This window comes from Nocardia sp. PE-7 (assembly GCF_030486425.1).
In the GTDB taxonomy this organism is placed as follows: domain Bacteria; phylum Actinomycetota; class Actinomycetes; order Mycobacteriales; family Mycobacteriaceae; genus Nocardia; species Nocardia salmonicida_A.
This window is the reverse complement of the sequence record NZ_CP129614.1, coordinates 4,024,571-4,048,925: the sequence shown is the minus strand read 5'-3', so window position 1 is coordinate 4,048,925 and position 24,355 is coordinate 4,024,571. Positions and strand designations below refer to the sequence as shown.

General features: G+C 68.6%; 24 protein-coding genes and 1 pseudogene. 11 read left to right on the top strand and 14 right to left on the bottom strand.

The window, feature by feature from the left end:
* Window positions 1-53: 53 nt before the first annotated feature.
* The 3 genes from QX204_RS19145 to QX204_RS19135 form a co-directional block, all read right to left on the bottom strand.
* A complete protein-coding gene (locus tag QX204_RS19145) occupies window positions 54-1,061 on the bottom strand; it encodes a HAMP domain-containing sensor histidine kinase (RefSeq protein ID WP_301908040.1) in 1,008 nt (335 codons plus the stop codon).
* A gap of 26 nt (window positions 1,062-1,087) precedes the next feature.
* A complete protein-coding gene (locus QX204_RS19140; protein ID WP_301901161.1) occupies window positions 1,088-1,789 on the bottom strand; it encodes a response regulator in 702 nt (233 codons plus the stop codon).
* Window positions 1,790-1,880: 91 nt separating this feature from the next.
* Window positions 1,881-2,561, bottom strand: coding sequence for a TetR/AcrR family transcriptional regulator (locus QX204_RS19135; protein ID WP_301901160.1), 681 nt, complete (start codon window positions 2,559-2,561; stop codon window positions 1,881-1,883).
* A 147-nt stretch (window positions 2,562-2,708) separates the two neighbouring features.
* Between QX204_RS19135 and QX204_RS19130 the strand changes: the two genes are divergently transcribed.
* Together QX204_RS19130 and QX204_RS19125 are read left to right on the top strand one after the other, a co-directional pair.
* Window positions 2,709-4,283 (top strand): succinic semialdehyde dehydrogenase, encoded by a 1,575-nt coding sequence (locus QX204_RS19130; protein ID WP_301901158.1) that lies wholly within the window; start codon window positions 2,709-2,711, stop codon window positions 4,281-4,283.
* 28 nt (window positions 4,284-4,311) lie between these two features.
* Window positions 4,312-5,139: an SDR family NAD(P)-dependent oxidoreductase gene (locus QX204_RS19125; RefSeq protein WP_301901157.1), complete on the top strand. Its 828-nt coding sequence runs from the start codon at window positions 4,312-4,314 to the stop codon at window positions 5,137-5,139.
* An 87-nt stretch (window positions 5,140-5,226) separates the two neighbouring features.
* On the opposite strand, the gene QX204_RS19120 is transcribed toward QX204_RS19125, so the two are convergent.
* Together QX204_RS19120 and QX204_RS19115 are read right to left on the bottom strand one after the other, a co-directional pair.
* Entirely contained in the window at window positions 5,227-6,033 is an 807-nt protein-coding gene (locus tag QX204_RS19120; RefSeq protein WP_301901156.1) for a putative protein N(5)-glutamine methyltransferase, read from the bottom strand.
* Window positions 6,034-6,097: 64 nt separating this feature from the next.
* Window positions 6,098-6,970 carry a YdcF family protein gene (locus QX204_RS19115; RefSeq protein ID WP_301901154.1) on the bottom strand — a complete coding sequence of 291 codons (873 nt, stop codon included), beginning with the start codon at window positions 6,968-6,970 and terminating at the stop codon, window positions 6,098-6,100.
* Window positions 6,971-7,133: 163 nt separating this feature from the next.
* Between QX204_RS19115 and QX204_RS19110 the strand changes: the two genes are divergently transcribed.
* Window positions 7,134-7,985 (top strand): bifunctional 5,10-methylenetetrahydrofolate dehydrogenase/5,10-methenyltetrahydrofolate cyclohydrolase, encoded by an 852-nt coding sequence (locus QX204_RS19110; RefSeq protein WP_301901153.1) that lies wholly within the window; start codon window positions 7,134-7,136, stop codon window positions 7,983-7,985.
* A gap of 224 nt (window positions 7,986-8,209) precedes the next feature.
* Here QX204_RS19110 and QX204_RS19105 read toward each other — a convergent pair whose 3' ends face one another.
* The 3 genes and pseudogenes from QX204_RS19105 to QX204_RS19095 form a co-directional block, all read right to left on the bottom strand.
* Window positions 8,210-9,511: a DUF8176 domain-containing protein gene (locus QX204_RS19105; RefSeq protein ID WP_301901151.1), complete on the bottom strand. Its 1,302-nt coding sequence runs from the start codon at window positions 9,509-9,511 to the stop codon at window positions 8,210-8,212.
* Window positions 9,512-9,622: 111 nt separating this feature from the next.
* A pseudogene (locus QX204_RS19100) lies at window positions 9,623-10,000 on the bottom strand (L,D-transpeptidase); the annotation flags it as partial.
* Window positions 10,001-10,270: 270 nt separating this feature from the next.
* The gene (locus tag QX204_RS19095) at window positions 10,271-10,711 is read right to left on the bottom strand and encodes a winged helix-turn-helix transcriptional regulator (RefSeq protein WP_301901149.1); all 441 of its coding nucleotides are present in this window, start codon (window positions 10,709-10,711) and stop codon (window positions 10,271-10,273) included.
* A 75-nt stretch (window positions 10,712-10,786) separates the two neighbouring features.
* Here QX204_RS19095 and QX204_RS19090 point away from each other — a divergent pair, with 75 nt between their 5' ends.
* Window positions 10,787-11,671 carry an NADP-dependent oxidoreductase gene (locus QX204_RS19090; RefSeq protein WP_367620137.1) on the top strand — a complete coding sequence of 295 codons (885 nt, stop codon included), beginning with the start codon at window positions 10,787-10,789 and terminating at the stop codon, window positions 11,669-11,671.
* 1 nt (window position 11,672) lies between these two features.
* Here QX204_RS19090 and QX204_RS19085 read toward each other — a convergent pair whose 3' ends face one another.
* On the bottom strand, window positions 11,673-12,332 hold the full coding sequence (locus QX204_RS19085) for a cyclodeaminase/cyclohydrolase family protein (RefSeq protein ID WP_301901146.1): 660 nt from the start codon (window positions 12,330-12,332) through the stop codon (window positions 11,673-11,675).
* Between the two features lie 150 nt (window positions 12,333-12,482).
* On the opposite strand from QX204_RS19085, the gene QX204_RS19080 reads away from it, so the two are divergent.
* The gene (locus QX204_RS19080; RefSeq protein WP_301901144.1) at window positions 12,483-13,520 is read left to right on the top strand and encodes an LLM class F420-dependent oxidoreductase; all 1,038 of its coding nucleotides are present in this window, start codon (window positions 12,483-12,485) and stop codon (window positions 13,518-13,520) included.
* Window positions 13,521-13,584: 64 nt separating this feature from the next.
* Here QX204_RS19080 and QX204_RS19075 read toward each other — a convergent pair whose 3' ends face one another.
* Both QX204_RS19075 and QX204_RS19070 read right to left on the bottom strand, forming a co-directional pair.
* Complete coding sequence (locus QX204_RS19075; protein WP_101468711.1) at window positions 13,585-13,920, bottom strand: STAS domain-containing protein; 336 nt, start codon at window positions 13,918-13,920, stop codon at window positions 13,585-13,587.
* Window positions 13,921-14,043: 123 nt separating this feature from the next.
* Window positions 14,044-15,543 carry a SulP family inorganic anion transporter gene (locus QX204_RS19070; protein WP_301901142.1) on the bottom strand — a complete coding sequence of 500 codons (1,500 nt, stop codon included), beginning with the start codon at window positions 15,541-15,543 and terminating at the stop codon, window positions 14,044-14,046.
* Between the two features lie 143 nt (window positions 15,544-15,686).
* Between QX204_RS19070 and QX204_RS19065 the strand changes: the two genes are divergently transcribed.
* From QX204_RS19065 to QX204_RS19055, 3 genes are read left to right on the top strand one after another with little or no spacing between them, the layout of a single operon-like run.
* Entirely contained in the window at window positions 15,687-16,166 is a 480-nt protein-coding gene (locus QX204_RS19065; RefSeq protein WP_301901140.1) for a cation:proton antiporter regulatory subunit, read from the top strand.
* A 59-nt stretch (window positions 16,167-16,225) separates the two neighbouring features.
* Complete coding sequence (locus QX204_RS19060) at window positions 16,226-16,708, top strand: cation:proton antiporter regulatory subunit (protein ID WP_301901139.1); 483 nt, start codon at window positions 16,226-16,228, stop codon at window positions 16,706-16,708.
* 10 nt (window positions 16,709-16,718) lie between these two features.
* Window positions 16,719-17,912, top strand: a complete 1,194-nt coding sequence (locus tag QX204_RS19055; protein ID WP_157125150.1) for a cation:proton antiporter — start codon at window positions 16,719-16,721, stop codon at window positions 17,910-17,912.
* A gap of 50 nt (window positions 17,913-17,962) precedes the next feature.
* Here the strand turns inward: QX204_RS19055 and QX204_RS19050 are convergent, their stop codons facing one another.
* Window positions 17,963-18,616, bottom strand: a complete 654-nt coding sequence (locus QX204_RS19050) for a response regulator (RefSeq protein WP_301901138.1) — start codon at window positions 18,614-18,616, stop codon at window positions 17,963-17,965.
* The gene (locus QX204_RS19045; RefSeq protein WP_301901137.1) at window positions 18,613-19,629 is read right to left on the bottom strand and encodes a sensor histidine kinase; all 1,017 of its coding nucleotides are present in this window, start codon (window positions 19,627-19,629) and stop codon (window positions 18,613-18,615) included. The genes QX204_RS19050 and QX204_RS19045 overlap by 4 nt, the downstream gene beginning before the upstream one ends.
* A 176-nt stretch (window positions 19,630-19,805) precedes the next feature.
* Here QX204_RS19045 and QX204_RS19040 point away from each other — a divergent pair, with 176 nt between their 5' ends.
* From QX204_RS19040 to QX204_RS19030, 3 genes are read left to right on the top strand one after another with little or no spacing between them, the layout of a single operon-like run.
* Window positions 19,806-20,081 (top strand): cation:proton antiporter regulatory subunit, encoded by a 276-nt coding sequence (locus QX204_RS19040; protein ID WP_301901136.1) that lies wholly within the window; start codon window positions 19,806-19,808, stop codon window positions 20,079-20,081.
* Window positions 20,082-20,110: 29 nt separating this feature from the next.
* Window positions 20,111-20,569 carry a CBS domain-containing protein gene (locus QX204_RS19035; RefSeq protein WP_301901135.1) on the top strand — a complete coding sequence of 153 codons (459 nt, stop codon included), beginning with the start codon at window positions 20,111-20,113 and terminating at the stop codon, window positions 20,567-20,569.
* Between the two features lie 15 nt (window positions 20,570-20,584).
* The gene (locus QX204_RS19030; RefSeq protein ID WP_301901134.1) at window positions 20,585-21,868 is read left to right on the top strand and encodes an ArsB/NhaD family transporter; all 1,284 of its coding nucleotides are present in this window, start codon (window positions 20,585-20,587) and stop codon (window positions 21,866-21,868) included.
* An 82-nt stretch (window positions 21,869-21,950) separates the two neighbouring features.
* Here the strand turns inward: QX204_RS19030 and helR are convergent, their stop codons facing one another.
* Window positions 21,951-24,143, bottom strand: a complete 2,193-nt coding sequence (gene helR, locus QX204_RS19025) for an RNA polymerase recycling motor ATPase HelR (protein WP_301901133.1) — start codon at window positions 24,141-24,143, stop codon at window positions 21,951-21,953.
* Between the last annotated feature and the right edge of the window lie 212 nt (window positions 24,144-24,355).

Sequence of the window (24,355 nt, the reverse complement as noted above, 5' to 3'; positions counted from 1 at the left end):
TGCGGATTCGTCCCGGCACCGAGGCGCCGGGAGGGGTGAGGTGGATGTAGAGGTCAGTCCGTGGGCAGGACGACGCGCATGCGGGAGCCGGGGTCGGCGACGGCGATGGAGCCGCCGTGCAGGTCGATCACCCAGCGGGCGATGGCGAGGCCGAGGCCGGTGCCGCCGCCGTCGGTGCGCCCGCTACGGGTGAAACGGTCGAAGACGGTGGCGCGCTCGGCTTCCGGAATGCCGGGGCCGTCGTCCTGGATCTCGAGGACGGTTCCCTCGGGCCCGGACGACGCCGAGACCCGGACCTCGCCGCCGGACGGGCCGTGCCTGGCCGCGTTGTCGAGCAGATTGAACAGCACCTGGTGCAGGCGCGCCCGGTCGGCGAACACGGTCGCGCAGTCGGGTTCGATCGAGGTGGTGAACCGGACACCGCGGCCGAGCGCGGCGGTCATCACCTCGGCCTCGGCGATCACCTCCGCCAACAGCGGTGCCAGCGGCAGGATTTCGCGATCCAGCGTGAACGCACCCGCCTCGATGCTGGACAGGTCGAGGAGTTCGGAGACGAGCAGACCGAGGCGTTCGGTCTGGGCCAGCGCGGTGCGCAGCGTCGCCGGGTCGGGTTCGCTCACGCCGTCGACCATGTTCTCCAGGACGGCGTGCAGTGCGGTCACCGGGGTGCGCAGCTCATGGGACACATTGGCGATGAGGTCGCGACGCTGCCGGTCGGCGGCGGCCAGGTCGGCGGCCATCTGGTTGAACGCTGTCGCGAGCTGACCCACTTCGTCCTGCGAGGAGGCCCGTACGCGAAAGCTGTAGTCGCCATGCGCCATTCGTCGAGCGGCCGAGGTCATCTCGCGCAGCGGACGGGTGATGCCGTGGGCGAGGAACTGTGAGGTGAGCAGCGCGATCCCGATCGCGGCCACGGTGGTGCGCGGCGGCAGCCAGCCGATCTTCAGCCGGAAGTACCCGAACGCGACACCGCCCGAACACAACATCAACACGGCCAGTTTCAGTTTGATCGACCGCAGTCGGTCCAACGGCCGCGGCAGCACCTCGGCGATCCGGTCCATCATCGCGGCGGCGCGATCCGGCGCCGTCATCGGGCGTCCAGGGCATATCCGACACCGTGCACGGTACGGATGAGATCGGCGCCGAGCTTGCGCCGCAACGCTTTCACATGCGAATCCACCGCCCGGGTGCCCGCCGCGTCGGACCAGTCCCAGATGTCCTCGAGCAGTCGTTCCCTGGCCAGTACCGCCCGCGGACGTTGCGCGAGTCGCGTCAACAGGTCGAATTCCAGTGGGGTGAGCCGTGCCTCGGCGTCGCCGCGCCACACCCGGCGTTCGGTGAGATCTATGCGCAGATCGCCGACGACGATGCTGTTGTCGCCGCGCTCGGCGGCCCGGTCCACCCGCCGCAGCAGCGCGTGCACGCGGGCGGCGAGTACCCGCATCGAGAACGGCTTGGTGAGATAGTCGTCGGCGCCGACTCCGAGCCCGACGAGCTGGTCGGTCTCGTCGGTGCGGGCGGTGAGCATGAGGACGGGCACCGGGCGTTCGGCCTGAATCCGGCGACACACCTCCAGCCCGTCGAACCCCGGCAACATCACGTCGAGGACCACCAGATCGGGTTCCCCCGCGAGGGCCGCCGCCACCGCGGCGGGCCCGTCGTGTGCCAGGTCGACGGTGAACCCTTCGGCCCGCAACCTCGCAGCCACGGACTCGGCGATCGTCACCTCGTCGTCGACCACCAGGATCCGGCGTACCGCCGGTCCTGTCCCGCCCCCACTGTTGTCCATGGTGCGACCCTAGCGAGCGGGTGTGGAGGGTTGCGTCGCCAAATGTGGAGATTGTGTGTGGAGTGCACCCGCTACCGCGGAATCCGAGGCGCTACGGGTCCGGGAAGAGGCCGGGCAGCTCCATCGCGTAGGCGAGATCGTCGCGGGTGCCGAGGGTGACCAGCAGGACGCGGATCATGGTCACCCTGGCCTCCGACGCCAGCGCCGGATCGGGATCGCTGCCCGGCTCGCTGCCCGCGGTGAGCCGGTAGACGATGTATTCGCACACGTGCAGCGCGGCGTCCAGGTCGAGCGGTGCGGGTATCGGGCGTCCGAGGTCGCCGAAGGTCTTGCGCACCAGATCGCGGATATCGTCGAGCGCGCGTTCGCGGTAGCCCGAGACGACCGAAGCGGGATCGTGCAGCTCCGCGAACAACGGGCGCAGCATCGGGCCGTGGCCACGAGCCCAGTCCACATACGCGTCGATCAGCCGGATACCCAGCTGAACCGGCTCATCGGTCCCGACGAGGGCCTCGCGGATGCCGCCGACGAGGCCGTCGTTGGACGCGTCGAGCACCGCGTGCAGCGGCTCGGACGCATTGCCGAAATAGCGGTAGAAGGTGGGTCTGGCCAGCCCGGCCTCTTCGATGATCTGGGCGACGCTCAACCCGCGCGAGCCGGTGCGCGCGAACACCGCGGCGGTCGCCTCGACGATCCGGGCACGCACTTCCTCGGCCTGCTCCTGGGTCTGCGGCGGGCGCCCGCGACGCACCGCCGTCGATTCCTCGGTCATCGCACCTCCCTCACCGCTGGTGAACACACACTGAAAGCTTGACACGAACCCTGGCGCCGGCATTAATCTAACACTAGTGTTCAGTAAATAACCTGAACGTGCGCGACCTGTTCCGCGCGATCCATCTGTTGAGGAGAAGGGCCGACAATGACGACAGCCCCAGAGCTGACCGCCGAACCCACCGCGCTGCCCGCCGCGCTGGTCAAGCCCCTGTTCGAACGCGGAGTCGCCGGTGGCGCCCCGTCGGTTCCCGTCTTCGCCCCGGCTACCGGCCACAAGATCGGCGACCTGCCGCAGTCCTCGGTCGCCGATATCGAGCGCGCCTTCGCCGTCGCCCGGCACGCACAGCGCGACTGGGCCAAGGTGGGCGTCAAGCAGCGCGCCGAGATCGTGCGCCGCTTCCACGACATCGTGCTCGCCGAGCAGGACACCATCCTCGACATCGTGCAGACCGAGACCGGCAAGTCCCGCCCGCACGCCTTCGACGAGATCGCCGACGTGGCGCTCAACGCGCGCTACTACGCCACGGTCGCCCCCAAACTGCTCGCCGAGCGCAAGCCGCGCGGCGTACTGCCGGTGCTCACCTCGGTCGAGGTGCACAACCGGCCCAAGGGCGTCGTCGCGGTCATCTCGCCGTGGAACTACCCCCTCGCGCTGGCGGCCTCCGACGCGTTGCCCGCCCTGCTCGCGGGCAACGCGGTCATCGCGCGTCCCGACAACCAGACGGCGCTCACCGCACTGTGGGCCATCGACGCCGCCGAGCGCGCCGGGCTGCCGCGCGGTCTGTGGCAGGCGGTGCTCGGACGTGGCCGCGAGATCGGCGGCGACGTGATCGCGCGCGCCGACTACGTCGACTACACCGGTTCCAGCGCGACCGGCCGGACCATCGCCCAGCAGGCCGGTGAACGCCTGATCGGCTACTCCCTCGAGCTCGGCGGCAAGAACCCGCTGCTCGTGCTGGCCGACGCCGATGTCTCCAAGGCGGCCAAACTGGCTGTGCGCGCGTGCTTCTCGTCGGCCGGTCAGCTCTGTGAGTCGATGGAACGCATCTACGTCGACGCCTCGGTCTACGACCAGTTCGTCGCGGAATTCGTCGGCAACGTCAAGAACATGTCGCTCGGCGGCGAACTCGACTACAGCCGGGACATGGGTTCGCTGACCTTCCAGCGTCAGCTCGACACCGTCAGCGCGCACGTCGACGACGCGGTCGCCAAGGGCGCCAAGGTGCTCGCCGGTGGCCGAGCCCGCCCGGATCTGGGCCCGTACTTCTACGAGCCCACCGTGCTCGCGGACGTGGCGCCCGGCATGACGGTCTTCCGCGAGGAGACCTTCGGCCCGGTCGTCTCGGTGTACAAGGTCGACTCCGACGAGGCCGCCGTCGAGGCAGCCAACGACACCGCCTACGGCCTCAACGCCAGTGTGTGGAGCCGGGACGTGAACCGTGGCAAGGAAGTCGCCGCCCGGATCAACGCCGGTTCGGTGAACGTGAACGAGGGCTTCAGCGCCGCCTGGGGCAGCGTCGACGCGCCTTCGGGTGGTCTCGGCATCTCCGGTCAGGGGCGTCGCCACGGGCCCGAAGGCCTGCTGAAGTACATCGACACCCAGACCATCGCGGTCCAGCGGTTGCTGCCGATCGCGCCGCTGCCCGGCATGTCCGAGCAGATGTGGGCCAAAACGATGACGGTGGTTTTCGGTGTCATGAAGACACTGCGCCAGAAGTAGCTGAACACGAGCAGGGGTAGGTAGCGAGATGAAGTTGGAAACGGTCGCAGGCAAGCGGGTTCTCATCACCGGCGCGGCGATGGGACTCGGGAAGTTGTTCGCCGAGAAGGCCGTTGCCGAAGGCGCCGACGCGGTGGTGTTGTGGGATATCAACGAGCTGGCGCTGCGCGAGACGGCGACCCAGCTGACCGCCGCGGGCGGCAAGGTGCACCACTATGTGGTGGATGTGTCCTCGCCGGACTCGATCCGTGAGGCGGGCGAGGCCGTGCGCAAGGAAGTCGGCGGCATCGACATCCTCGTCAACAACGCCGGCATCGTTCGCGGCAACACCTACTTCTGGGAAACCGAGAACCGCGCCGACATCGACAAGACGATGGCGATCAACTCGTTGGCCCCGATGTACGTCACCCTGGAGTTCCTGGCCGGCATGGTCGCCGGCGCGGGCCAGGCGCGCGTGCTCAATATCGCGTCGTCGGCCGGTCTGGTCGCCAACCCGCGCATGGCCGTCTACGCGGGGTCGAAGTGGGCGGCCCTCGGCTGGTCGGATTCGGTGCGCCTCGAGCTCGAGCAGGCGGGCCACGACCACGTGAAGGTCACCACGGTCTGTCCGACCTACATCAACACCGGCATGTTCGACGGTGCGAAGGGCATTCTGTTCACGCCGATGCTCGAGCAGCACGAGGTCGTCGACACCTCGTGGTCGGAGATGAAGAAGGGCGGCGCCCTGGTGGTGCTGCCGTGGACCTCGCGGATGAACCGGGCACTGACCGGTCTGCTGCCGATCAAGGTTCGCGACTTCTACCTGAACGCGGTGGGCGTGTACCACTCGATGGATCAGTTCACCGGGCGCAAGTAGGCATTCGGTGCGGGTGCCCCCGTCGACCGGTCGCGACGGCGATCGTTCGACGGGGGCATCGTCGTTCTTCGGGCGGCGGTGGCGGGGTCAGCGAGGATCTCGGATACCGACGACCACCGTGGCGTAGTACTCCTCGGACTGCGCCACGCGGGGTGCGAGACCGTGCGCGGTGAGCACCGAGCACGCGATATCAACCTGTCCCGCACCGGTTTCCACCAGCACGGCGCCGCCCGGCGCCAGCCATTCGGCCGCGTCCTCGGCGACCCGACGGAACACGTCGAGCCCGTCCACGCCACCGTCGAGCGCGGCCAGCGGCTCGTGCTCGCGGGCCTCCGGCGGCAGGTCCGCGACCCGGGCGCTGGGCACATACGGTGTGTTCGCGAGCAGGATGTCGATGCGCCCGCGCAGGTCTCCCGGCAGCGCGTCGAACAGATCGCCGCCGAACACCGGTGCGCTCATCGGCGCGAGATTCTCGCGGGCGCAGGCGACGGCGACGGGATCGATGTCAGCGGCGACGAGCTCGACGTCGCAGCCCCGCGCGGTGAGCTCGGTCGCCGCGCTCAGCCCGAGTGCCCCACAGCCACAACACAGGTCGACCACACAGGCTCGCTTCGTGCCGGGCGCGACACCGTCGACCGCCTGCTCCACCAGGAACGCGGTGCGCTGACGCGGCACGAAGACCCCCGGTCGCACGCCGACCCGCAGTCCCCGGAATTCCACCCAGCCGAGCAGATATTCGAGTGGAGTCCCCGAGACCCGTTGTCCCACCAACGTGTCCAGCCGCTGCCGATCGCCTGCCGCCGCATCGATCAACAGCGTGGCCTCGTCCTCGGCGAACACGCATCCCGCACGCCGCAACGTCACGACCACCTCGGGAAAACCGGAACCGCTCATGCGCCGATTGTTCCTGACCTGGCAAACGAATTCTCACCGCAGGCCGTGGCCGCGGCGCGACGGCTCAGCGCGAACTGTCCAGTTCGAAGGTGCGGGTCGCGTCGAGGTAGATCCCACGCTGGGCACTGCGCGCGGGCGGGGGCAACTGGGAAACCAGCTGTTCGAGCGAGGTCATCGCCCCCACCACATGCGTTCCCGCCACGATGAAGTCGGCGACCGCGCGGCGAATGTGATTCGGGGAGGTCACCACCACCGCGCTGGTCGCACCGAGATCGCGCAGCAGCCGGGTGCTGAACAGCGCGTTCTGCACCGTCGACCCGGCCCGATCCTCGACATGGATCCGATCGCCGGGCAGCCCGCGCGCGGTCAGCCAGCGCCGCATCGCCTCGGCCTCGGAGATGCCGTTCTGCGGATTGCCGCCGGTCACGATCACCGGTGAGAACGGGGCGGCGATCGCCTGCATCCACGCCGCGGTGAGCCGGTTCTCCAGCTCCGGTCGCAGCGCGCCGTCGGGCAGCAGGCCGTAGCCCAGGACCACGATGCCGGTCTGCGGACCGACCAGTGCGGGCAGCGGGTTGGGCAGGGTGGCCGCGGCCGCGGTCACCGCGTGCAGCACGTGGTTGGTGCGCGCCGCCATGCCCGCGTCGATTCCGCCGAGCCTGGTCAGTGCGTCACCGACCGCGGCCGGATCGCCCGCGTAGTGCGACCAGATCGCCTGGAGGGCGAGGGCATCGGCATCATGGGGATCGGCGGCGATGAGGGCGCGGAGGTCGGCACGTCCGGCGGCGTCGTCGCCGTCGGTGAAATGCCGTTGCGCCGAGTTGTAGAGCGCTGTCACATCGGCTTCCGCGGCGGCTGGGCCGACGGTGACGCCCGTCAATGCTGCGGTCGCCAGGACGGCGGCGGCCAGTTGTTTCCAGTTCCTCGAGATCTTCAAGTCAGTCGCAACCCTTCCCGCGAACGGTTCGGTACGTGCTGGCAGAGCAGAGCTGCCGACACCCTACGACCGTCCTCGCGGCGCCCGGCGGACCTCGACCAGCTTGCGCGCGTCGCGGCCCGGCGGCAGGCCTTCCGCCCGGCGGCGGATAAGGTGACTCACCGTGGATACCGCTTCGCTGACCGGCAAGGAACTCGCCGCCGCCATCAACGCCGACTCGAAGGAGCGCGCGGCCGCGCTCACCGCCGCGGGCACCGCGCCGACGCTGGCGCTGATCGTCGCCAACGACGACCCGGCGAGCGCCTGGTACGTGAACTCCCTGCGCAAGGCCGCCGAACGACTCGGAATCGCCTGCGAGCGTATCGATCTCGGTGCCGACGCGAGCGCCGAGACGATTCGCGCCGAACTGAGCGCGCGCAGCGCCGACCCGGCCACCGATGCGATCATGCTGCAGACCCCGCTGCCGGCCGGGGTGAACCTCGACGACGTGAGTTCGGCGATCGCCGCGACCAAGGATGTCGACGGCGTCAGCCCGCTGTCGCTCGGTCTGCTCGCCTCCGGCCTCGACGGTTTCGTCCCCGCCACCTCCGAAGCCGTCGTCGAGCTGCTGAAGCATCACGGCATCGCACTGCAGGGCCGTCTCGTCACCGTGGTCGGTCGCTCCAATATCGTCGGCAAGCCGCTGGCTCAGCTGCTGCTCGCCGAGAACGCGACCGTCACTGTCGCGCACTCACGCACCGCCGACCTGGCCGCGGTCACCACCCCCGCCGATATCGTGGTCGCCGCGGCGGGCCGGATCGGCCTGGTCACCGGCAAGCACATCGGCGAGGGCGCGGTGGTGATCGACGTGGGCACCAATGAAGCCGAAGACGGCGGCATCGTGGGCGATGTCGACGCGGCGTCGGTCATCGGCAAGGCGGCGGCGCTGAGCCCCGTTCCCGGTGGCGTCGGCCCGGTGACCACCGCGCTGCTCATGCGTCATGTGGTCGTCGCGGCCGAAAAAGCCCGCGCCTGAACGCTTTTCGCGATCGAGCTGCTGCACCGCTGAGCATGCTCGGGGCGGTCGACGTGGGCCGGTCGGCCGACCGGCCCCGACGCTGAGGGGTTCGGCTCCCGTGGTCTCGGCGCGAGAGCACGCCGAGGCCTGTCCGCGCGCGTAGACCACGGACCGCTCCGCGCGCACGGGCGAACACCTCGTCGGTGCCGAGGCCGCGCCGTGCGGCGGGCCCGCGTTCGGGTCTAGCGCGGTGCCGCTCCGAACGAGGTGATCAACGTTTTGTTGCCGACCTCGGCGGTCCCCACCAGTTGCGGTGTGTAGGTGCTCGGCGCCGAATCCGGTCGGAACGCGGTGATCTTGACGAGGTATTGATCGGCGAAGGCGCCCGGGGTGATCTCCACGCAGTGCGTGGTACCCACCGGGGTGGAGTCGATTCCGGCCTGGATGGCCGCCGCGGAGGGCGCCACGGCATCGGCGGCCACGAGGGTCCGCGCCTGATCACCGGATCGCGCCACGTAATAGGCGTATTGGAAGGCCAGGATCGCCGCGACGCCGGACTCGGTGCCGCCCGCGCCGTTGCCCCGGGACATGGCGCCGATCTGTTCGGTGGGGCACTCGGCCGTCACCGGGCTCACCGAACTCGGCGCGAGGGGAGTGCTCGCCGCCGTGGATGTCGGTGCGGGCCCGCGCAATTGGACGTAGGTGCCGCCGAGCAGGACGGCGCCCGCCACCGAGGCGACCAACGGTGCGACCCACCGGGGCACGCGCCGTCGCTTGGACCGATCGATCATCCGCGCGAAGACTGCGTCGTCACCGTTGTAGTCGGGTGCGGTACGCGAAGGCTCGTCATCGCCACCGCGGTCCTCGGCAGTGGCGTGTGCCGAAAAGGCATCCGTGTCGGGGTAATCGGGCGCGGGGCGCGGTGGGAAGGTGTCCGTACCCCGGTAATCGGGCGCCGGGCGTGGTGGGAAGGTGTCCGCACCGCGGTAATCGGAAGCAGGACGTGGTGGGAAGGTGTCCGTGCCGCGGTAATCGGGCGCGGGGCGCGGTGGGAAGGTATTCGCACCGCGGTCTTCGGGTATGGAACGCGAATGCTGAGTCACCGCGGCGCCGTAACTGGGTGTGGGATGGTCGAGGGTTGCCCACCCCGGGGTCGACGAGGTGATGATCGGCAGTTCATCGGTGTCGGGTCCGTTGTCGCCGATCGAGAACGGGGTGTCCGGGAGGCGGTGACGCGCACCGGGATCGAACTTTCCGCCGACAACGGGCAGCCGATCGGTGACGGTAGCGTCGGCCGGAACGACCCGGCCGGCCTCGGCCTCGCGAATGGCGGCCGCCGAAACGACCGGAATACCGGCCGGTGTCGTCGGTCCACCTTCGATGCGATGACGCGCACCGCTCGTCGGCTGCTCGCTCAGCCGACGAGGCCGTGCGCCGAGGTCGCGTGAGCGCCGAATCGGGGTGACAGCCGCCAGTGGAGCACCTGCCGATCCCGGGTCGTGCTGTCGAGCCCCGATCGGTCTGTGCGCATCCGGTCGATCCATCGCCCCACCTTCATCAGGCTCGTCGCCGTCAGGGTATGTCCCGCAACGATTTCGTTACGGGCACGATACTGCCCTGACGGCGCGTTCGCCGAATGCCACGAGGGAAAATGTTTACCAGTGGATATAGACCTCGTCGCCGATACCGACATTCTCGAAGTACCAGGCGGCGTCGTCGGGTGCGAGGTTGATGCAGCCGTGGCTCACGTTGGCGCTGCCCTGCGAGTCCACCGACCACGGCGCCGAGTGCACCATCACGCCACCCCAGGTGAGGCGCACGGCGTATTCACCGTCGATGATGTAGCCCTCCGGGTCGCTGAGCGGAATGCCGATCGTGCGCGAGTCGAACACCACCGACCGATCCTTCTCGAGCACGCTGAAGGTGCCGGTGGGCGTCTCGAAACCGGGCTTGCCCATCGAGGCGGGCATCACCCGCACAACCTGTCCACCCTGGCTCACGGTGAAGGTGTGCGTCGACAGATTCGCCTCCGCGTAGGTGCCACCGCCGTATTGGGTGCGCTGGCCCCCGATCAGATCCGCGGACGCGGCTCCCGACCAGGATGCGGCCAGTATTGCCGCCATGATCGCGACGAACAGGAAACGAAATGCGCTCCTCATAAACGCCACCCCTTCACTCACTCGTAGGCGGATTCCAAGTCTAGGCCGCCATGATCAACTCGACCTATCGAAGTGGTAACGGCCGTCGGGTCCGCCGGTGTGTCGTCTTGCGTTCGCGCAGGTCGGGGCCCCGATGAAAAGTTCTCACTTCGAGATCGGTGACGCCGAGCGCCCCGGTTGCGGCACCGGGGCCGGTTCGACGCCGCGCGCGGCATCGAATTCGGCCCTGGCGACGGTGATCTCTGCGTGGTGTTCGACCACCCAGGCGCCCATCGCCTGGCTGATGCGCCCCAGATCCGCCCCGAGTGCGGTGATCCCGTATTCCACTCGGGGCGGCATGGTGGGGAACACCTCGCGCCGGACCAGGCCGTCACGTTCCAGGTCGCGCAGTGTTCGGGTGAGCACCTTCTGCGTGATGCCGTCGAGGCGTCTGCGCAGTTCGTTGAAGCGCACCGGCCCGCCCGCCTCGCGCAGGCTGCCGAGCACCAGCAGGACCCATTTGTCGGCGAGGACCGACAGCAATTGCCGCGCGGGGCAGTCGCGAAGGAATGCCTCGACCGAACTCTGCTCACCTACGGTATCCATGAGGTACCACGGTATCCGAAAGGTGCCTACTACCGCTGGGACACCGATCGACGCAGACTCGACGGTATGTGGCAGATGGTGCAGAGATCATTCGGCGGACCCGACGTCTTCGAGCGGGCACAGGTGCCGCGCCCGACGCCGGGGCCGGGGGAGGTGTTGGTGCGGGTTGTGGCGACCAGCGTCAACGCCGCGGACTGGAAGGTGCGCAGCGGCCTGATCCGGAGCCTGGGTGAGCCGCCGCTCGTGCTCGGACTCGATGTGTCCGGCGTGGTCGCGGAGGTGGGCGAGGACGCGACGCTGTTCGCGCCGGGAGAAGCGGTGTACGGCATGGTGTTCGGTGGCGCCAACGCCGAATACGCGGTGGCGCGGGAGAGTCGGCTGGCGCGGGTCCCCGCCTCGATCGACCCGGTCCACGCCGCCGCGCTGCCGGTGGCCGGGGTCACCGCCTGGCAGGCGCTGGCCTCGGTGCGGTCGGGGGAGCGGGTCCTCGTGCACGCGGCCGCCGGCGGCGTCGGGCATCTGGCGGTGCAGATCGCCGCGCGGCGCGGCGCGTGGATCGCGGCCACCGCGCGCAGCGGCAATCATGCCTATCTCCGTGGACTCGGCGTCACCGAACCGATCGATTACCCGACCACCGATTTCACCACCGCGGTGCGCGAGATCGACCTGGTGCTGGATCTGATCGGCGGCGACTACACGGACCGGTCGTTGACCGTGCTGAGCGATACCGGTCGGGTCGTGGCCGCCGAAGGTCCGCCGACACATCCGGATTCGCGAGTGCACCGGCTCTATGTCGATCCGACGACCGCCGCGCTCGACGAACTCGCGGCGGCGGTCGACCGCGGCGAGCTGACCGTCGACATCGCTGAGATCCTGCCGATCACCGAACTCGCCGCCGCGCATCGGCGCAGCGAATCCGGCCGGGTCCGCGGCAAGATCGTGCTCACCGCGGACCGCTGACTCAGCCGCGTACGGCGTGCAGCACGTCGCCGTGCAGCGCGTCGGCGCGGGCCGCGATGGTCTCGACGTGCAGCAGGGCCGCGGCGAACGGGTCGCCGAGGTCGGCGGGCAGGGAACCGACGTTGATCTCGATATTGAGCTGCGAGCTCATCGCCGCGGCGCGGGCGGCGTCGGCGGCGGCACCGATGTCGGTGACCACGTTCGGATTGCCGATCGGCAGCAGTTCGGCCGCCAGGGAGAGGATTTCGTCGGCCTCGTCGACCACGGCGGCGGGAACGCGCGCGGCTTCGACGAGGGCGGCGTTGATCGCTGCGGTGCGGGCGGCGATCTCGGCGTCGGTGTCCTTGGGCAGTTTGTAGGCGGCGCCGACCGCGGTGAACGCGGCCGCGTCGGCGTCGGCGAGAGCCAGCGACCTGGCCACCGCGGCATCGGCGGCCACGATGATCTGGTCGATCACCGGCCGGTTGTCCGCGTCCTTGGCCCGAGTGGTGTAGCGCGCCACCATCGCCACCAGCGCGGCGGCCTGCGCGGCATGCAGCGCGGCGACGGCCCCGCCACCGGGGGCGGGCACCTTCGCCGCCAGCTCCGACAGATAGTGCTCCAAGGTCACCGAACCGAAGGTGGGGGCGATCTGCTGCGGCGACACGGTGGGCTGCGACACGACGGGGTGGCCTTTCGATGCGGCGAGAACTACGGGGAAATCTTGTCTCAACGCTACCGCGTGCCCGCCCACGCACCCCGCTCGACCAGCACCTGCGCCGACGGACCGACCGGTCGGGGTGCTCGGGTCGGCCGAGGCTATGTTGGGTGCATGCGGATCGGATTGAGCATCAACTACACGGACGGTTTCAAGGAGACGGCGGCCGAAGTCGCCGACCTGGAACGCGCCGGCCTCGACATCGTCTTCGTGCCGGAGGCGTACTCGTTCGACGCGGTGAGCGCGCTGGGCTTCCTGGCCGCCCGCACCGAGCGCGTGCAGCTGGCCTCGGGCATCCTGCAGCTCTACACCCGGACCCCCAGCCTCACGGCGATGACGGCGGCGGGCCTGGACTACGTCTCCGACGGCCGTTTCATCCTCGGCATCGGCGCATCCGGTCCGCAGGTCATCGAGGGCTTCCACGGCGTGCCCTACGACGCTCCGATCGGGCGCACCCGCGAACTGCTCGAGATCTGCCGCACGGTGTGGCGGCGCGAGAAGCTCAACTACCAGGGCAAGTACTACCAGATCCCGCTGCCCGCCGACCGCGGCACCGGCCTGGGCAAAGAGCTCAAGCTGATCAATCACCCGGTGCGCGCGGACATTCCGGTGCTGCTGGCCGCGCTGGGTCCGAAGAACGTGGAGCTGGCCGCCGAGGTCGCCAACGGCTGGCAGCCGATCTTCTTCCTGCCGGAGAAGGCGAACGACGTGTGGGGCGACGCGCTCGCGGTGGGCAAGGCCAAGCGTGATCCGGCGCTGGGCGAGCTCGACATCTTCGCCGGTCCCGCACTGGCGATCGGCGAGAACGTCACCCCGCTGCTCGAGTTCGTGAAGCCGCACCTGGCGCTCTACATCGGCGGCATGGGCGCCAAGGGCAAGAACTTCTATCACACCCTCGCCACCAAGTACGGCTACGGCGAAGCCGCCGACCGCATCCAGGAGCTGTACCTGGCCGGTGACAAGCAGGCCGCCACCAAGGCCGTGCCCGACGAACTGGTGCGCGACGTGTCGCTGATCGGACCGGAGAGCTTCGTGAAGGAGCGCATCGCGGCGATGGCCGAGGCGGGCGTTACCACGCTCAACGTCACGCCGATCGCCGAGAACGCGGCGGGACGGGTGAAGCTGATCGAGCAGCTGCGCTCGCTCTGCTGACACCCACCGACGATAAACGCGCCGCCGCTCGGAGAATCTCCGGACGGCGGCGCGTTGTCTTGTGTCAGGACGTGAACGACGCCAAGGCGGCATCCAGGGTGGTGTGCATGGCGAACACCTGGTCCAGGCTCGTCATCTTCAGCTGACGACTGGTGGCAGGTCCGTCCGCCACGACCGCGATCGAGGTGGTCTCGCCTGCCCGCTGATGCGCGGCGACCAGCGTCGCCATGCCTGCCGACGCCAGGAACCCGACCGCGGTCAGGTCGATCACCAGCGCCGCCGGTTTCTCGGCCAGGATGGCCTCGATGGTGGCATCGAGGGCGGGCGCGGTCGCCAGGTCGACCTCACCGGTCACCGTCAGCACGGTGACGCCGTCGTGTACCGCCGTCGTGGTGGTCATCGTGTCCGTGAGGGGATACGCGTCTCCGGAAGAGTTGGTCACTGTTCAACAACACACAACTTCGCCCGAATACGCAAGCCGCAGGGTGCTCGCCGCTGGATCGCCCTGGTCGGCGTCGGGTTCTCAGGCCTCGCCGCCGCCGAGGCCGGACAGGCGAACGTGGCGAGCTTCGGACGCGGCGTTGAGCCCGATGATCTCCACCTGCTTGCCCTTGCTCGCGTACTTGGTGGTGATGGCGTCGAGCGCGGCGACCGTCGAGGCGTCCCAGATGTGGCTCTCGGACAGGTCGATCACGATGTTCGCCGGATCGTCGACGTAGTCGAACTGGTAGACGAGATCGTTGCTGGAGGCGAAGAACAGTTCGCCGCGCACCTTGTAGACGCGGATGTCGTCGGCGGTGGGCACCGGTACGACCTCGGTGAAGTGCGCGACCCGATGCGCGAACGCCACCATCGCGACCAGCACCCCGACGATCACGCCGTAGGCCAGATTGTGGGTGACGACGGTGACGAGCACGGTCACCAGCATCACCGTGGTCTCCGCGACGGGCATGCGCCGCAACGTCTTCGGTGCGATGGAATGCCAATCGAAGGTCCCGACCGACACCATGATCATCACCGCGACCAGCACGGCCATCGGGATCTGCGCCACCAGTCCGCCGAGGCCGACGACCAACCCGAGCAGGAACACCCCGGCCAGGAACGTCGAGATCCGGGTCCGCGCTCCGGAGACCTTGACGTTGATCATGGTCTGGCCGATCATCGCGCACCCGCCCATCCCGCCGAACAACCCGGTGACGAGATTGGCCACGCCCTGGCCCCAGCCCTCGCGGGTCTTGTCCGAATGCGAATCGGTGATGTCGTCGACGAGCTTGGCCGTCATCAGCGATTCGAGCAGCCCGACCAGCGCCATCGCGAGCGCGAACGGCGCGATGATCCGCAGTGTGTCCAGATTCCACGGCACGTCCGGTATCCCCAGCGAGGGCAGACTCGTCGGCAGCGCGCCCTCGTCACCGACATTCGGTACCTCCAGCGACAACGCCATCGTCACCGCGGTGAGCGCCACGATCGCGACGAGCGGCGCGGGCACCGCGGTGGTCAGTTTCGGCAGCAACACCAGAATCGCCAGGCTCGCCGCCAGCATCGGATACACCAGCCACGGCACCCCGATCAGGTACGGGAGTTGGGTCAAGAAGACCGAGATGGCCAGCGCGTTGACGAACCCGACCATCACGCTGCGCGGGATGAAGCGCATCAACCTGGCCACCCCGACCACGCTCAGCACGATCTGGAACACCCCTGCCAGCAGTACCGTGGCGATCAGATAGTCGATCCCGTACTCGCGCACCACCGGCGCGATCACCAGCGCCACCGCGCCGGTCGCGGCCGAGATCATCGCGGGCCTGCCGCCGGTGAACGCGATCGTCACCGCCATGGTGAACGAGGCGAACAGCCCCACTCGCGGGTCCACCCCGGCGATGATCGAGAACGAGATCGCCTCCGGGATCAGGGCCAGCGCGACGATCAGTCCGCCCAGCACTTCGGTCCGTAAGCGTCTCGGGCTGCGTAGCGCCGCGAGCACCGAGATGTCGTCTCGATGTGATCGAGGTGCCGTCGCGGCCATCCCGAACTCCGTTCCCTGACAGGTGCCGGGGTGATCCGGCAATCGCTAACCTTAACTTTGCGTCAGGTCGGGGACGTGGCTGGTGTAGCCGGGTGCGCAGGGTAGGGACTGGTGTTATTCCGATGTCGTCGTACTGTGAGGGCGTGAACATCGATGTGACGCCTTTACCGGGAATCGGCGTATGCAAGGACTTTCCGCTGGCGGAGGCGCGTCGCCGGATCGGCGTGATCGAGCATCGCGACGGCTCCGTCGACCTGGTCGTCTCGCGCGCCGGTGACTACGACTCCACGACGTCGATTCCCCTGTCGGACACCGAGATCGGCGTGCTCGCCGGGTTACTCGGCGCGCCGCAGGTGGTGCAGAAGACGCGGGAGACCCACAGTGCGGGCGAGCTGTCGACCAGGCAGTTCGCGATCGACCGCGGCAGCCCCTTCGACGGTCGCCCCCTGCGTGACACCGAGATGCGCACACGCACCAAGGCCTCGGTCGTCGCGGTGGTCCGCGCGGGTGAGGTAACTCCCTCACCGGGGACCGATTTCACCTTCGTTCCCGGTGACCTGGTCGTCGTGATCGGCACCGACGAGGGCCTCGACGCCGCCGGAAGGCTGCTCGGCGCGGGCTGAGAATCCATACGGATAGTAAAGGGCAGGTAAGGTATCCCTAGCTGAGGTTAGGTGATCCCATGAATGTAGAAGTGACGTCCCTGCCGGGAATCGGTGTCCGCAAAGAGTTTTCACTGTCGAAGGTGGACCGCCGCATCGGCGTCGTCGACCACCGCGACGGTGGTACCGACCTGATCTTCACCAAGGTCGGCGACCCCGATTCGACCGTCCAGATTCCACTGTCCGCGGTCGAGGCCCGCACGCTGGCGAGCCTGCTCGGCGCACCCCAGTTGGTCGCGCAACTGCGCGAAGAACATCGCGAACTCGACGGTGTGAGCACGCGATCGATGTTGGTTCCGCCGAATTCGCCGTACGCGTCGCGGCGGTTGGGCGATACCGAGATGCGGACCAGAACGCGCGCCTCGATCGTGGCGGTCCTGCGCGCGGGACAGGTCCTGGCCTCGCCGGGACCGGAGTTCGTGTTCGCCAGTGGCGATATGGTCGTCGTGGTCGGCACGAATGCCGGGTTGGACGCCGCCGCTTCGATTCTGACCGACGGCTGAGCCGGTGGAGATCAGTGGAACCGCGCTGGCTCTGATCCAGCTGGGGGCTGTGTTCTTCGGGTTGGGGGTGCTCGGGCGAATCGCGGCGCGTATCGGCCTCTCGCCGATCCCGCTCTACCTGCTCGGGGGTTTGGTCTTCGGTACCGGCGGGCTGATCGAGCTGCACGAGGTGGAGGACTTCATCCACATCGCCAGCGAGATCGGCGTCGTGCTGCTGCTGTTGTTGCTCGGTTTGGAATACACCGCCGGTGAATTGGTCACCGGCATGCGCAAATCGTGGCCCGCGGGTCTGCTCGACCTGGTGCTCAACGCGACCCCCGGCGTGATCGTGGCGCTGATGCTCGGCCTCGGGCCCACCGGGGCGATCGCGATGGCCGGCGTCACCTACATCTCCTCGTCGGGCATCGTCGCCAAGGTGCTCAACGACCTGGGTCGACTGGGTAACCGGGAGACGCCGACCGTGCTGTCGATCCTGGTGTTCGAGGATCTGGCGATGGCGGTGTATCTGCCGGTGCTCACCGCGGTGCTGGCCGGTGTCGGGTTCGTCGCCGGGATGACCACCGTGGGAATCGCGCTGGTCGCGGTGACCGTGGTGCTCGTCGTCGCGCTGCGCTACGGCAGATATGTCTCGGCGATCGTGGCCAGTGAGGATCGGGAGATCTTCCTGCTCAAGCTGCTCGGTTCGGCGCTGCTGGTGGCGGGTATCGCCTCGGCGGTGCAGGTGTCGGCGGCGGTCGGCGCGTTCCTGCTCGGTATCGCGATCTCGGATTCGACCGCGCACGACGCCACCAAGATCCTCGAACCGCTGCGCGACCTGTTCGCGGCGATGTTCTTCGTGCTGTTCGGATTGAGCACCGATCCGGCGAGTATTCCGCCGGTGCTCGGCTGGGCGGTGCTGCTGGCGGTGGTCACGACGATCACCAAGATCGCCACCGGGTGGTGGGCGGCCAAACGCGCGGGGGCCTCGCAACTGGGCCGAGCTCGCGCCGGCACCGCATTGGTGGCGCGCGGTGAATTCTCGATCGTCATCGCGGGTCTCGCGGTCGCCGCGGGTGCGGTACCCGCCGAATTCGCCGCCCTGGCCACCACCTACGTGCTCCTGATGGCCATCATCGGCCCGATCGGTGCCCGCATCGTGGAACCGGTCATGCGCCTGGTGGTCGGGCGCAAGCAGCGTGTGCAGGTCGATCCGCTCGCGGAATGACCGACCTCGACCCCGGCCCCCGCGTGCGTTCGCGGGGGCCTTCGGCGTTCTCACGGCTCGATCAGTCCGGCGCGAATGGCGTACCTGGTCAGGTCGAGCCGGTCGCGCAGGCCCAGTTTCTGCAGGATATTGGCGCGATGCCGGTCGACGGTCTTGGCGCTGATCACCAGCTCGGCGGCGATCTCGCGCGCGGAGTAGCCCTCGGCGATCAGCTTGAGCACTTCCTCCTCGCGGGGAGTGAGAATCGTTTCCGGCAGTGCCGAGCCCTGCCGGGCGAGTTGTAGGTAGTCGCGCACGAGGGCGGTGACCGCGCCGGGGTAGAGGAACGATTCACCCCGCATCGTCGCCCGGCACGCCTCGATGAGGTCGCGATCGGCCACCGACTTCAGCACGTAGCCGGAGGCGCCTGCCTTGAGCGACTCGAAGAAGTACTGCTCGTTGTCGTACATCGACAGCATCAGGATGCGGACCGGATGGTTGTTCCTGGTGATCTCGCGGGCGGCCTGGATCCCGGTCATCCGGGGCATGGCGATGTCGAGGATCACCAGGTCGATGCTGTCGTCGGCGAGCGCGGTGACCGCGTCGAGTCCGTTGGCGGCCTCGGCGACGACGAGCAGGTCCGGCTCGTTGTCCAGGATCATCCGCAGACCACTGCGCACCAACGCGTGGTCGTCGGCCAGCAGGATCCGAGTGGGCGCGCTCATGCCGGTACCTCATCGCGGGACGGGACCGGGATGACCAGCTCGACCGCCGTGCCGCCCGACGTGGGGGAGGTGATGGTCAAGGTCGCGTCGATCAGCATGGCGCGCTCGCGCATTCCACGGATGCCCGCCCCGTCCTCGACCGCGCCGCCGCGACCGTTGTCGGTGACCGCGAGGATCACGGTGTCCTCGCGTGCCGCGATCAGCAGGGTCACCTCGTCGGCGCCCGCGTGGCGCAAGACGTTCGTCAGGCTCTCCTGCGCGACCCGGTAGCAGACGAGTTCGATGTCGGGGTCGAGGCGACTGATCGACGCGTCGACCTCTCGACGCACGGAAATGCCTGCTGTGCGGCTGAATTCGTGACACAGCGCGGTGATCGCGCTGTGCAGCCCGAGGTCTTCGAGTACGTCGGGCCGCAGCCGCGAGGCGATCCCGCGGACCTCGTCCAGACAGCCACGCACCGTTTCCTGCGCCGCCTCGACCTCCGCTCGCAGCTCGGCGGGCGCCCGGTCGACGACGCGTTTGAGACGCAACAGCGCCACGGTCAGGCTCTGGCCGATCTCGTCGTGCAGTTCGCGGGCGATGCGCCGCCGTTCACCCTCCTGCGCGGCCAGCGCGGTACCACCGGCCACCGACCGTTCGGCTTCCAAACGGTCGAGCATCGCGTTGAAGGTCTCGATCAGCTGATGGAAGTCTCCGGTCGCACCGCGCTCGAGGCGGACCGCGCGCCGCGGCGGGTCGACGCGGCGCATGGACGCGACCAGCTCGTCGAGCGGAGCCAGCGAGGTGCGCAGTGCCACGGCGTTCGCCGTGAGGATCACCGCGAGGCCGATCACCAGCACCGGCACCTCGGTCAGGCGCAGCCGGGCCGACACCGTAGCCGGGGAGAAGGCCAGGATCAGCGTGCCGAGGGTGAAGATCACGCCGTTGAGCAAGCAGATCCGCCAGAACAACGCCGTCACCGGCGTTCGGATGCGCTGCTCACGTCCTGCTCGCAGCGTTGCGAGACGGTTCATGACACCAGCATGCTGGCGCCTTCACATTCTGTCCATGGTGCCCCGCACCCATCCCGCACCCGTTTACCCCGCCGGACCGGTCCGCGAAATGGGTGTTGCGGCCGATAGTGCCCGCGACCTGCGCGAACCAGACTCGGATCAGACGCTTTCGACGAGCCGAGGAAGGACCGCCGGCCATGGATATCGACCGGACGACGATCCCGGGAGCAGGTGTGCTGCACAGCTTCCACACTTGCCACGGCGCCCGCTTCGCCCTGCTGACGCACTCGTCGGGAGCGCGACGCCTGCTCGCCTACGCCAGTGGCAGCGACGAACCAACGGTCGACATCGAACTCGAGCCCGACGAAGCCGATCAGGTCGCCGAGCTCATGCATTCGCGGCCGTTCGGCGACCGGCTCACTCGCCTCGAACAACGCCTCGACCTCCTGACCGGACGGAAGGCGCACCCGTGAGCACAGTCGAATCCCCCCGGAGCCATGCCATGCGTGCACGCGATATCGCGATGAACCTGCCGACCGTCCGTATCAACGACCCCGTCGCCCGCGCGGTCCGGCTGATGGTGGTCAACCGGTTGCCCGGTCTGATCGTCGTCGACGAGCTGGACCGGCCGGTGGCGGTCCTGCCCGGAACCCAGGTGCTGCGCCTGGCGATTCCCGCCTCCTACCACGACGACCCGACGCTGGTCCGCACGATCGACGAGGTGCACGCCGACCTGTTCTGGCAGGAACCGGGCAGCCTCACCGTCGGCGACTGTCTGCCCGACGGCGCGAGCAAACCGGTCACCGTCACCCCCGACGCGACCCTGCTGGAAATCGCGATCCTGATGGCGCGCAAGCACAGTCCGCTCATCGCCGTGGTCGACCGCTCGCGCACGTTGCGCGGAGCGATCACCCTGGAACGGTTGCTGACCAGCCTCGCTGTCGTCGGCCCCGGCGACTGAAAACGGACGCCGCGCATGGCCGCAGCGCTTGCCGTCGTCATCTTCGTGGTCGCCTTCTTCTTCATCGCCACGGAGAAAGCCGACAAGGTCAAGACCGTTCTGATCGCCGCGGGCGCGATGGCCGTGCTCGGCCTGATCCCCGGCGACGAAGTCTTCTACTCCGCCCACGAGGGCATCGACTGGAATGTCATCTTCCTGCTGCTCGGGATGATGATCATCGTCGGCGTCATCAAGCAGACCGGCCTGTTCGACTACCTGGCGATCTGGTCGGCCAAGCGCTCGCGGGGCAATCCGTATCGCCTGATGGTGATGCTGATGCTGATCACCGCGGTCGCGTCGCCGTTTCTCGACAACGTCACCATCATCATGCTGGTCGCCCCGGTGACGCTGGTGGTGTGCCGACGCCTCGGTCTCGCCGCGCAACCGTTCCTGATCGCCGAGGTGCTCGCGTCCAATATCGGCGGCGCGGCGACACTGATCGGTGACCCGCCCAACATCATCATCGCCAGCCGGGCGGGACTCACGTTCAACGACTTCCTCGTGCACATGGCGCCGATCGTGGTGATCACCTTCGTGCTGTTCGTCGCGCTGACCCGGGTGCTGTTCCGCTCGGCGCTGCGCACCGATCCCGCCTCGGTCGACACGGTGATGGCCTTGCAGGAACGACGTGCGATCCGCGATCCGAAACTGCTGGTGCGCTCGATGATCGTGCTCGCCGGTGTGGTCGTCGGTTTCTGCCTGCACAGCGTGCTGCATGTCGCACCGTCGGTGATCGCGCTGGTCGGCGCGGGCATCATGGTGCTCGTCTCCGGTCTCGACATCGGCGACATCCTGCAGGAGGTGGAGTGGCCGACGCTGGTGTTCTTCATGGGTCTGTTCGTGATGGTCGCCGGCCTGGTGCACACCGGGGTGATTGCCACGATCGGTGACGCCGCGATCGGATGGGTCGGTGACGACTACTTCCTCGCCGCGACCGCCCTGGTCTTCGGTTCGGCGATCCTGGGCGCGTTCGTCGACAACATCCCCTACACCGCGACCATGGCGCCGGTGGTCGAGGACATCGTCGCGGGGGCGCCGGATCCGGCTACCGGTCGTTCACTGTGGTGGGCCTTCGCTCTGGGCGCCGACTTCGGTGGGAACGGCACGGCGGTGGCGGCCAGCGCCAATGTGGTCGCACTCGGGATCGCCGCTCGCGCGGGGCAGCGGATCACCTTCTGGCAGTTCACGAAGTACGGCATGTTGGTCACGATGCTCAGCAGCTTCATCGCCTGGATCTACGTCTGGATCCGCTACTTCTGAGTGGTTGTCCCGCAACGGATCTCACGAGAGGCGCGCATGCGAAGCGGTTCGGCCGACGGCGTGGTCTCCCGGTGTGAGATCGCTACGCCCGCAGCTGTTCTGCCGGTTGGACCTCGGTGAGTCCACGCAGCGACTCGGGCAACGGGCTCTGGTGCAGCACGCCGAGGCGTTGGGTGGCGCGTGTGAGCGCGACGTAGAGTTCGGCGGCGCCCCGGGGTCCGTCGGCGAGGATTCGTTGCGGATCCACGACGAGCACGGCGTCGAACTCGAGGCCCTTCGTCTGCGACGCCGGCACGGTGCCGGGTACACCCGGCGGGCCGATCACGATGCTCGTCCCCTCGCGGCCCGCCTCGGTTCGCACGAATTCCTCGATCGCAGCGGGCAATTCGTCGGCGGTGAGCCGACGAGACCAGGGTTCGACGCCGCAGGACCGCACGGAATCCGGGGGTCGAACATCGGGTGCGAACTCGGCGAGCACGTCGGCGGCCACCGCCATGATCTCGGCCGGGGTGCGGTAGTTCACCGTCAGTGATCGATAGATCCACCGACCGGGGACGTAGGGCTCCATCATCGTGGCCCACGAGGTCGCCCCCGCCGCCGACCGGCGTTGCGCGAGATCGCCCACGATCGTGAACGAGCGGCTCGGGCAGCGCCGCATCAGCACCCGCCAATCCATCTCCGACAGTTCCTGGGCCTCGTCGACCACCACGTGCCCGTAGGTCCAATCACGGTCCGCCGCGGCACGATCGGCGAGTTCGCGGGTGTCTCGCTCGAGGAAGCGTTCGGCGAGGTCTTCGCCGAAGAGCATGTCCTGGGCCAGCAGATGGTCTTCGTCGTCCATCAGGTCTTCACGGCTGATGAGGGTGTCGAGCACGCCCGCCGCGTACTCGGCCTCGGCTTTGCGTTCTCGCTCGGCGGAGTCGTCGGCGGCCTTGTCGCGGCCGAGCAGGTCCACCAGCTCGTCGAGCAACGGCACGTCCGACACCGTCCACGCGCCGCCGTCGGCCCGCCACAGCACCGCGTCCGCACCCGCCGCGCGCAACCGATCGTGCGACGAATACAGCTCGGACAGCACGGTTTCCGGGCGCAGGATCGGCCAGCACCGGTCGATCGCCGCGGTGAACTCGTCGGTCTCGGCGAGCTCGCGGAGCAGATCGGACCGCAGTTGTTCCCATGCCTCGGTGTCGTCCCGAGTCAGCCACCCCTCGCCGATCCGAGCGATCGCGCGTTCGGTGAGGACGTAGGTGATGATCTCGGTGAACACCGCGCGCGCCTCGTTGTGCGGACGGCCGCTCTCGCGCGCCTCCCGCCTGGCCCACTCCGCTGTCGCGGCGTCGATCCGCACCGTCACATCGGTCAGCGCGATCGTCAGCGGCGCCTCGGGCAGGCGCTGTCGATCCGCGATCGTCGCCGCCAGGATGTCCAGGATCGGCAGCGAGCCCTTGAGGCGGGCGGCTTCGGGGAGGTCCTCCGCGCTCGCGTGCAACCCGGGCACGAGGTCGGCGGTGGTCGCGAACACGACATTCGTCTCGCCCAGCGAGGGCAGTACATGGGCGATGTGGTTCAGGAAGGCCGGGTTCGGGCCGACCACCAGCACGCCCTGGCGCTCCATTCGCCTGCGCTGGGTGTAGAGCAGGTACGCGACCCGGTGCAGGGCCACCACCGTCTTGCCGGTGCCGGGACCGCCCTCGATCACGGTCACGCCGGGATGCTCGAGGCGGATGATCTCGTCCTGTTCGGCCTGGATCGTCGCGACGATATTGCGCATCCCGTCCCCGCGGGGCGCGTCGACGGCGGCGAGCAGGGCCGCGTCCGCACCACCCTCGCTTCCGTCCGGCCTGCCGAGCACCTCGTCGGTGAAATCGACCACCTGACGGCCGCGAGTACGGAACTGGCGGCGCCTGCGCATGCCCTCCGGATTGGCCGCGGTAGCGACGTAGAACGGGCGCGCCGCGGGGGCCCGCCAGTCCAGCAGCAGTTGTTCGAGCTCGTTCGACTCGTCGAACAGCCCGATCCGGCCGATATAGGACCGCTCGCCCGACGCCGCGTCGAGCCGGCCGAAACACAGTCCGTTGTCGGCCACGTCGAGGCGCTGTACTTCTTTGCCCAGCGCCCGCACCTCGTTGTCGCGCTCCATGGGGGAGTCGCCCTCGGCGCGCAGGGCCGCGCCGTAGCGGCCCTTCACCCGTGCCCGCTCGGCATCGAGGCGCGAGTACAACCCGGCGACATAGCTCCGCTCGGCCCGGCGTTCCTCTTCGTACCCCTGCGCTGACATAGGCCCCTAACTGTACTTTTCCACTGCGACCGGATGATTGTGCAGCACCCACGGGGCCTTGCCGCAAGTCCCCATATGCGCTATATGTTGAAAGTGGAAAGGGCCCCGGCGATGCCCGGGGCTCTCGTCGTGTCCGGGCCTGTCGGCCCCGATCGCGTCATCGCACCGAGGTGGTGTTCGGGCGGTCGGCGGCGCCCGGCGATCAGGAACTC

Bases quoted from the DNA above. Each gene is read 5' to 3' on its own strand.
- QX204_RS19145 (WP_301908040.1), bottom strand. From the start codon at position 1,061: ATGGACCGGATCGCCGAGGTGCTGCCGCGGCCGTTGGACCGACTGCGG.
- QX204_RS19140 (WP_301901161.1), bottom strand. From the start codon at position 1,789: ATGGACAACAGTGGGGGCGGGACAGGACCGGCGGTACGCCGGATCCTG.
- QX204_RS19135 (WP_301901160.1), bottom strand. From the start codon at position 2,561: ATGACCGAGGAATCGACGGCGGTGCGTCGCGGGCGCCCGCCGCAGACC.
- QX204_RS19130 (WP_301901158.1), top strand. From the start codon at position 2,709: ATGACGACAGCCCCAGAGCTGACCGCCGAACCCACCGCGCTGCCCGCC.
- QX204_RS19125 (WP_301901157.1), top strand. From the start codon at position 4,312: ATGAAGTTGGAAACGGTCGCAGGCAAGCGGGTTCTCATCACCGGCGCG.
- QX204_RS19120 (WP_301901156.1), bottom strand. From the start codon at position 6,033: ATGAGCGGTTCCGGTTTTCCCGAGGTGGTCGTGACGTTGCGGCGTGCG.
- QX204_RS19105 (WP_301901151.1), bottom strand. From the start codon at position 9,511: ATGGATCGACCGGATGCGCACAGACCGATCGGGGCTCGACAGCACGAC.
- QX204_RS19095 (WP_301901149.1), bottom strand. From the start codon at position 10,711: ATGGATACCGTAGGTGAGCAGAGTTCGGTCGAGGCATTCCTTCGCGAC.
- QX204_RS19090 (WP_367620137.1), top strand. From the start codon at position 10,787: ATGGTGCAGAGATCATTCGGCGGACCCGACGTCTTCGAGCGGGCACAG.
- QX204_RS19080 (WP_301901144.1), top strand. From the start codon at position 12,483: ATGCGGATCGGATTGAGCATCAACTACACGGACGGTTTCAAGGAGACG.
- QX204_RS19075 (WP_101468711.1), bottom strand. From the start codon at position 13,920: ATGACCACCACGACGGCGGTACACGACGGCGTCACCGTGCTGACGGTG.
- QX204_RS19070 (WP_301901142.1), bottom strand. From the start codon at position 15,543: ATGGCCGCGACGGCACCTCGATCACATCGAGACGACATCTCGGTGCTC.
- QX204_RS19060 (WP_301901139.1), top strand. From the start codon at position 16,226: ATGAATGTAGAAGTGACGTCCCTGCCGGGAATCGGTGTCCGCAAAGAG.
- QX204_RS19050 (WP_301901138.1), bottom strand. From the start codon at position 18,616: ATGAGCGCGCCCACTCGGATCCTGCTGGCCGACGACCACGCGTTGGTG.
- QX204_RS19045 (WP_301901137.1), bottom strand. From the start codon at position 19,629: ATGAACCGTCTCGCAACGCTGCGAGCAGGACGTGAGCAGCGCATCCGA.
- QX204_RS19040 (WP_301901136.1), top strand. From the start codon at position 19,806: ATGGATATCGACCGGACGACGATCCCGGGAGCAGGTGTGCTGCACAGC.
- QX204_RS19035 (WP_301901135.1), top strand. From the start codon at position 20,111: ATGCGTGCACGCGATATCGCGATGAACCTGCCGACCGTCCGTATCAAC.
- QX204_RS19030 (WP_301901134.1), top strand. From the start codon at position 20,585: ATGGCCGCAGCGCTTGCCGTCGTCATCTTCGTGGTCGCCTTCTTCTTC.
- helR (WP_301901133.1), bottom strand. From the start codon at position 24,143: ATGTCAGCGCAGGGGTACGAAGAGGAACGCCGGGCCGAGCGGAGCTAT.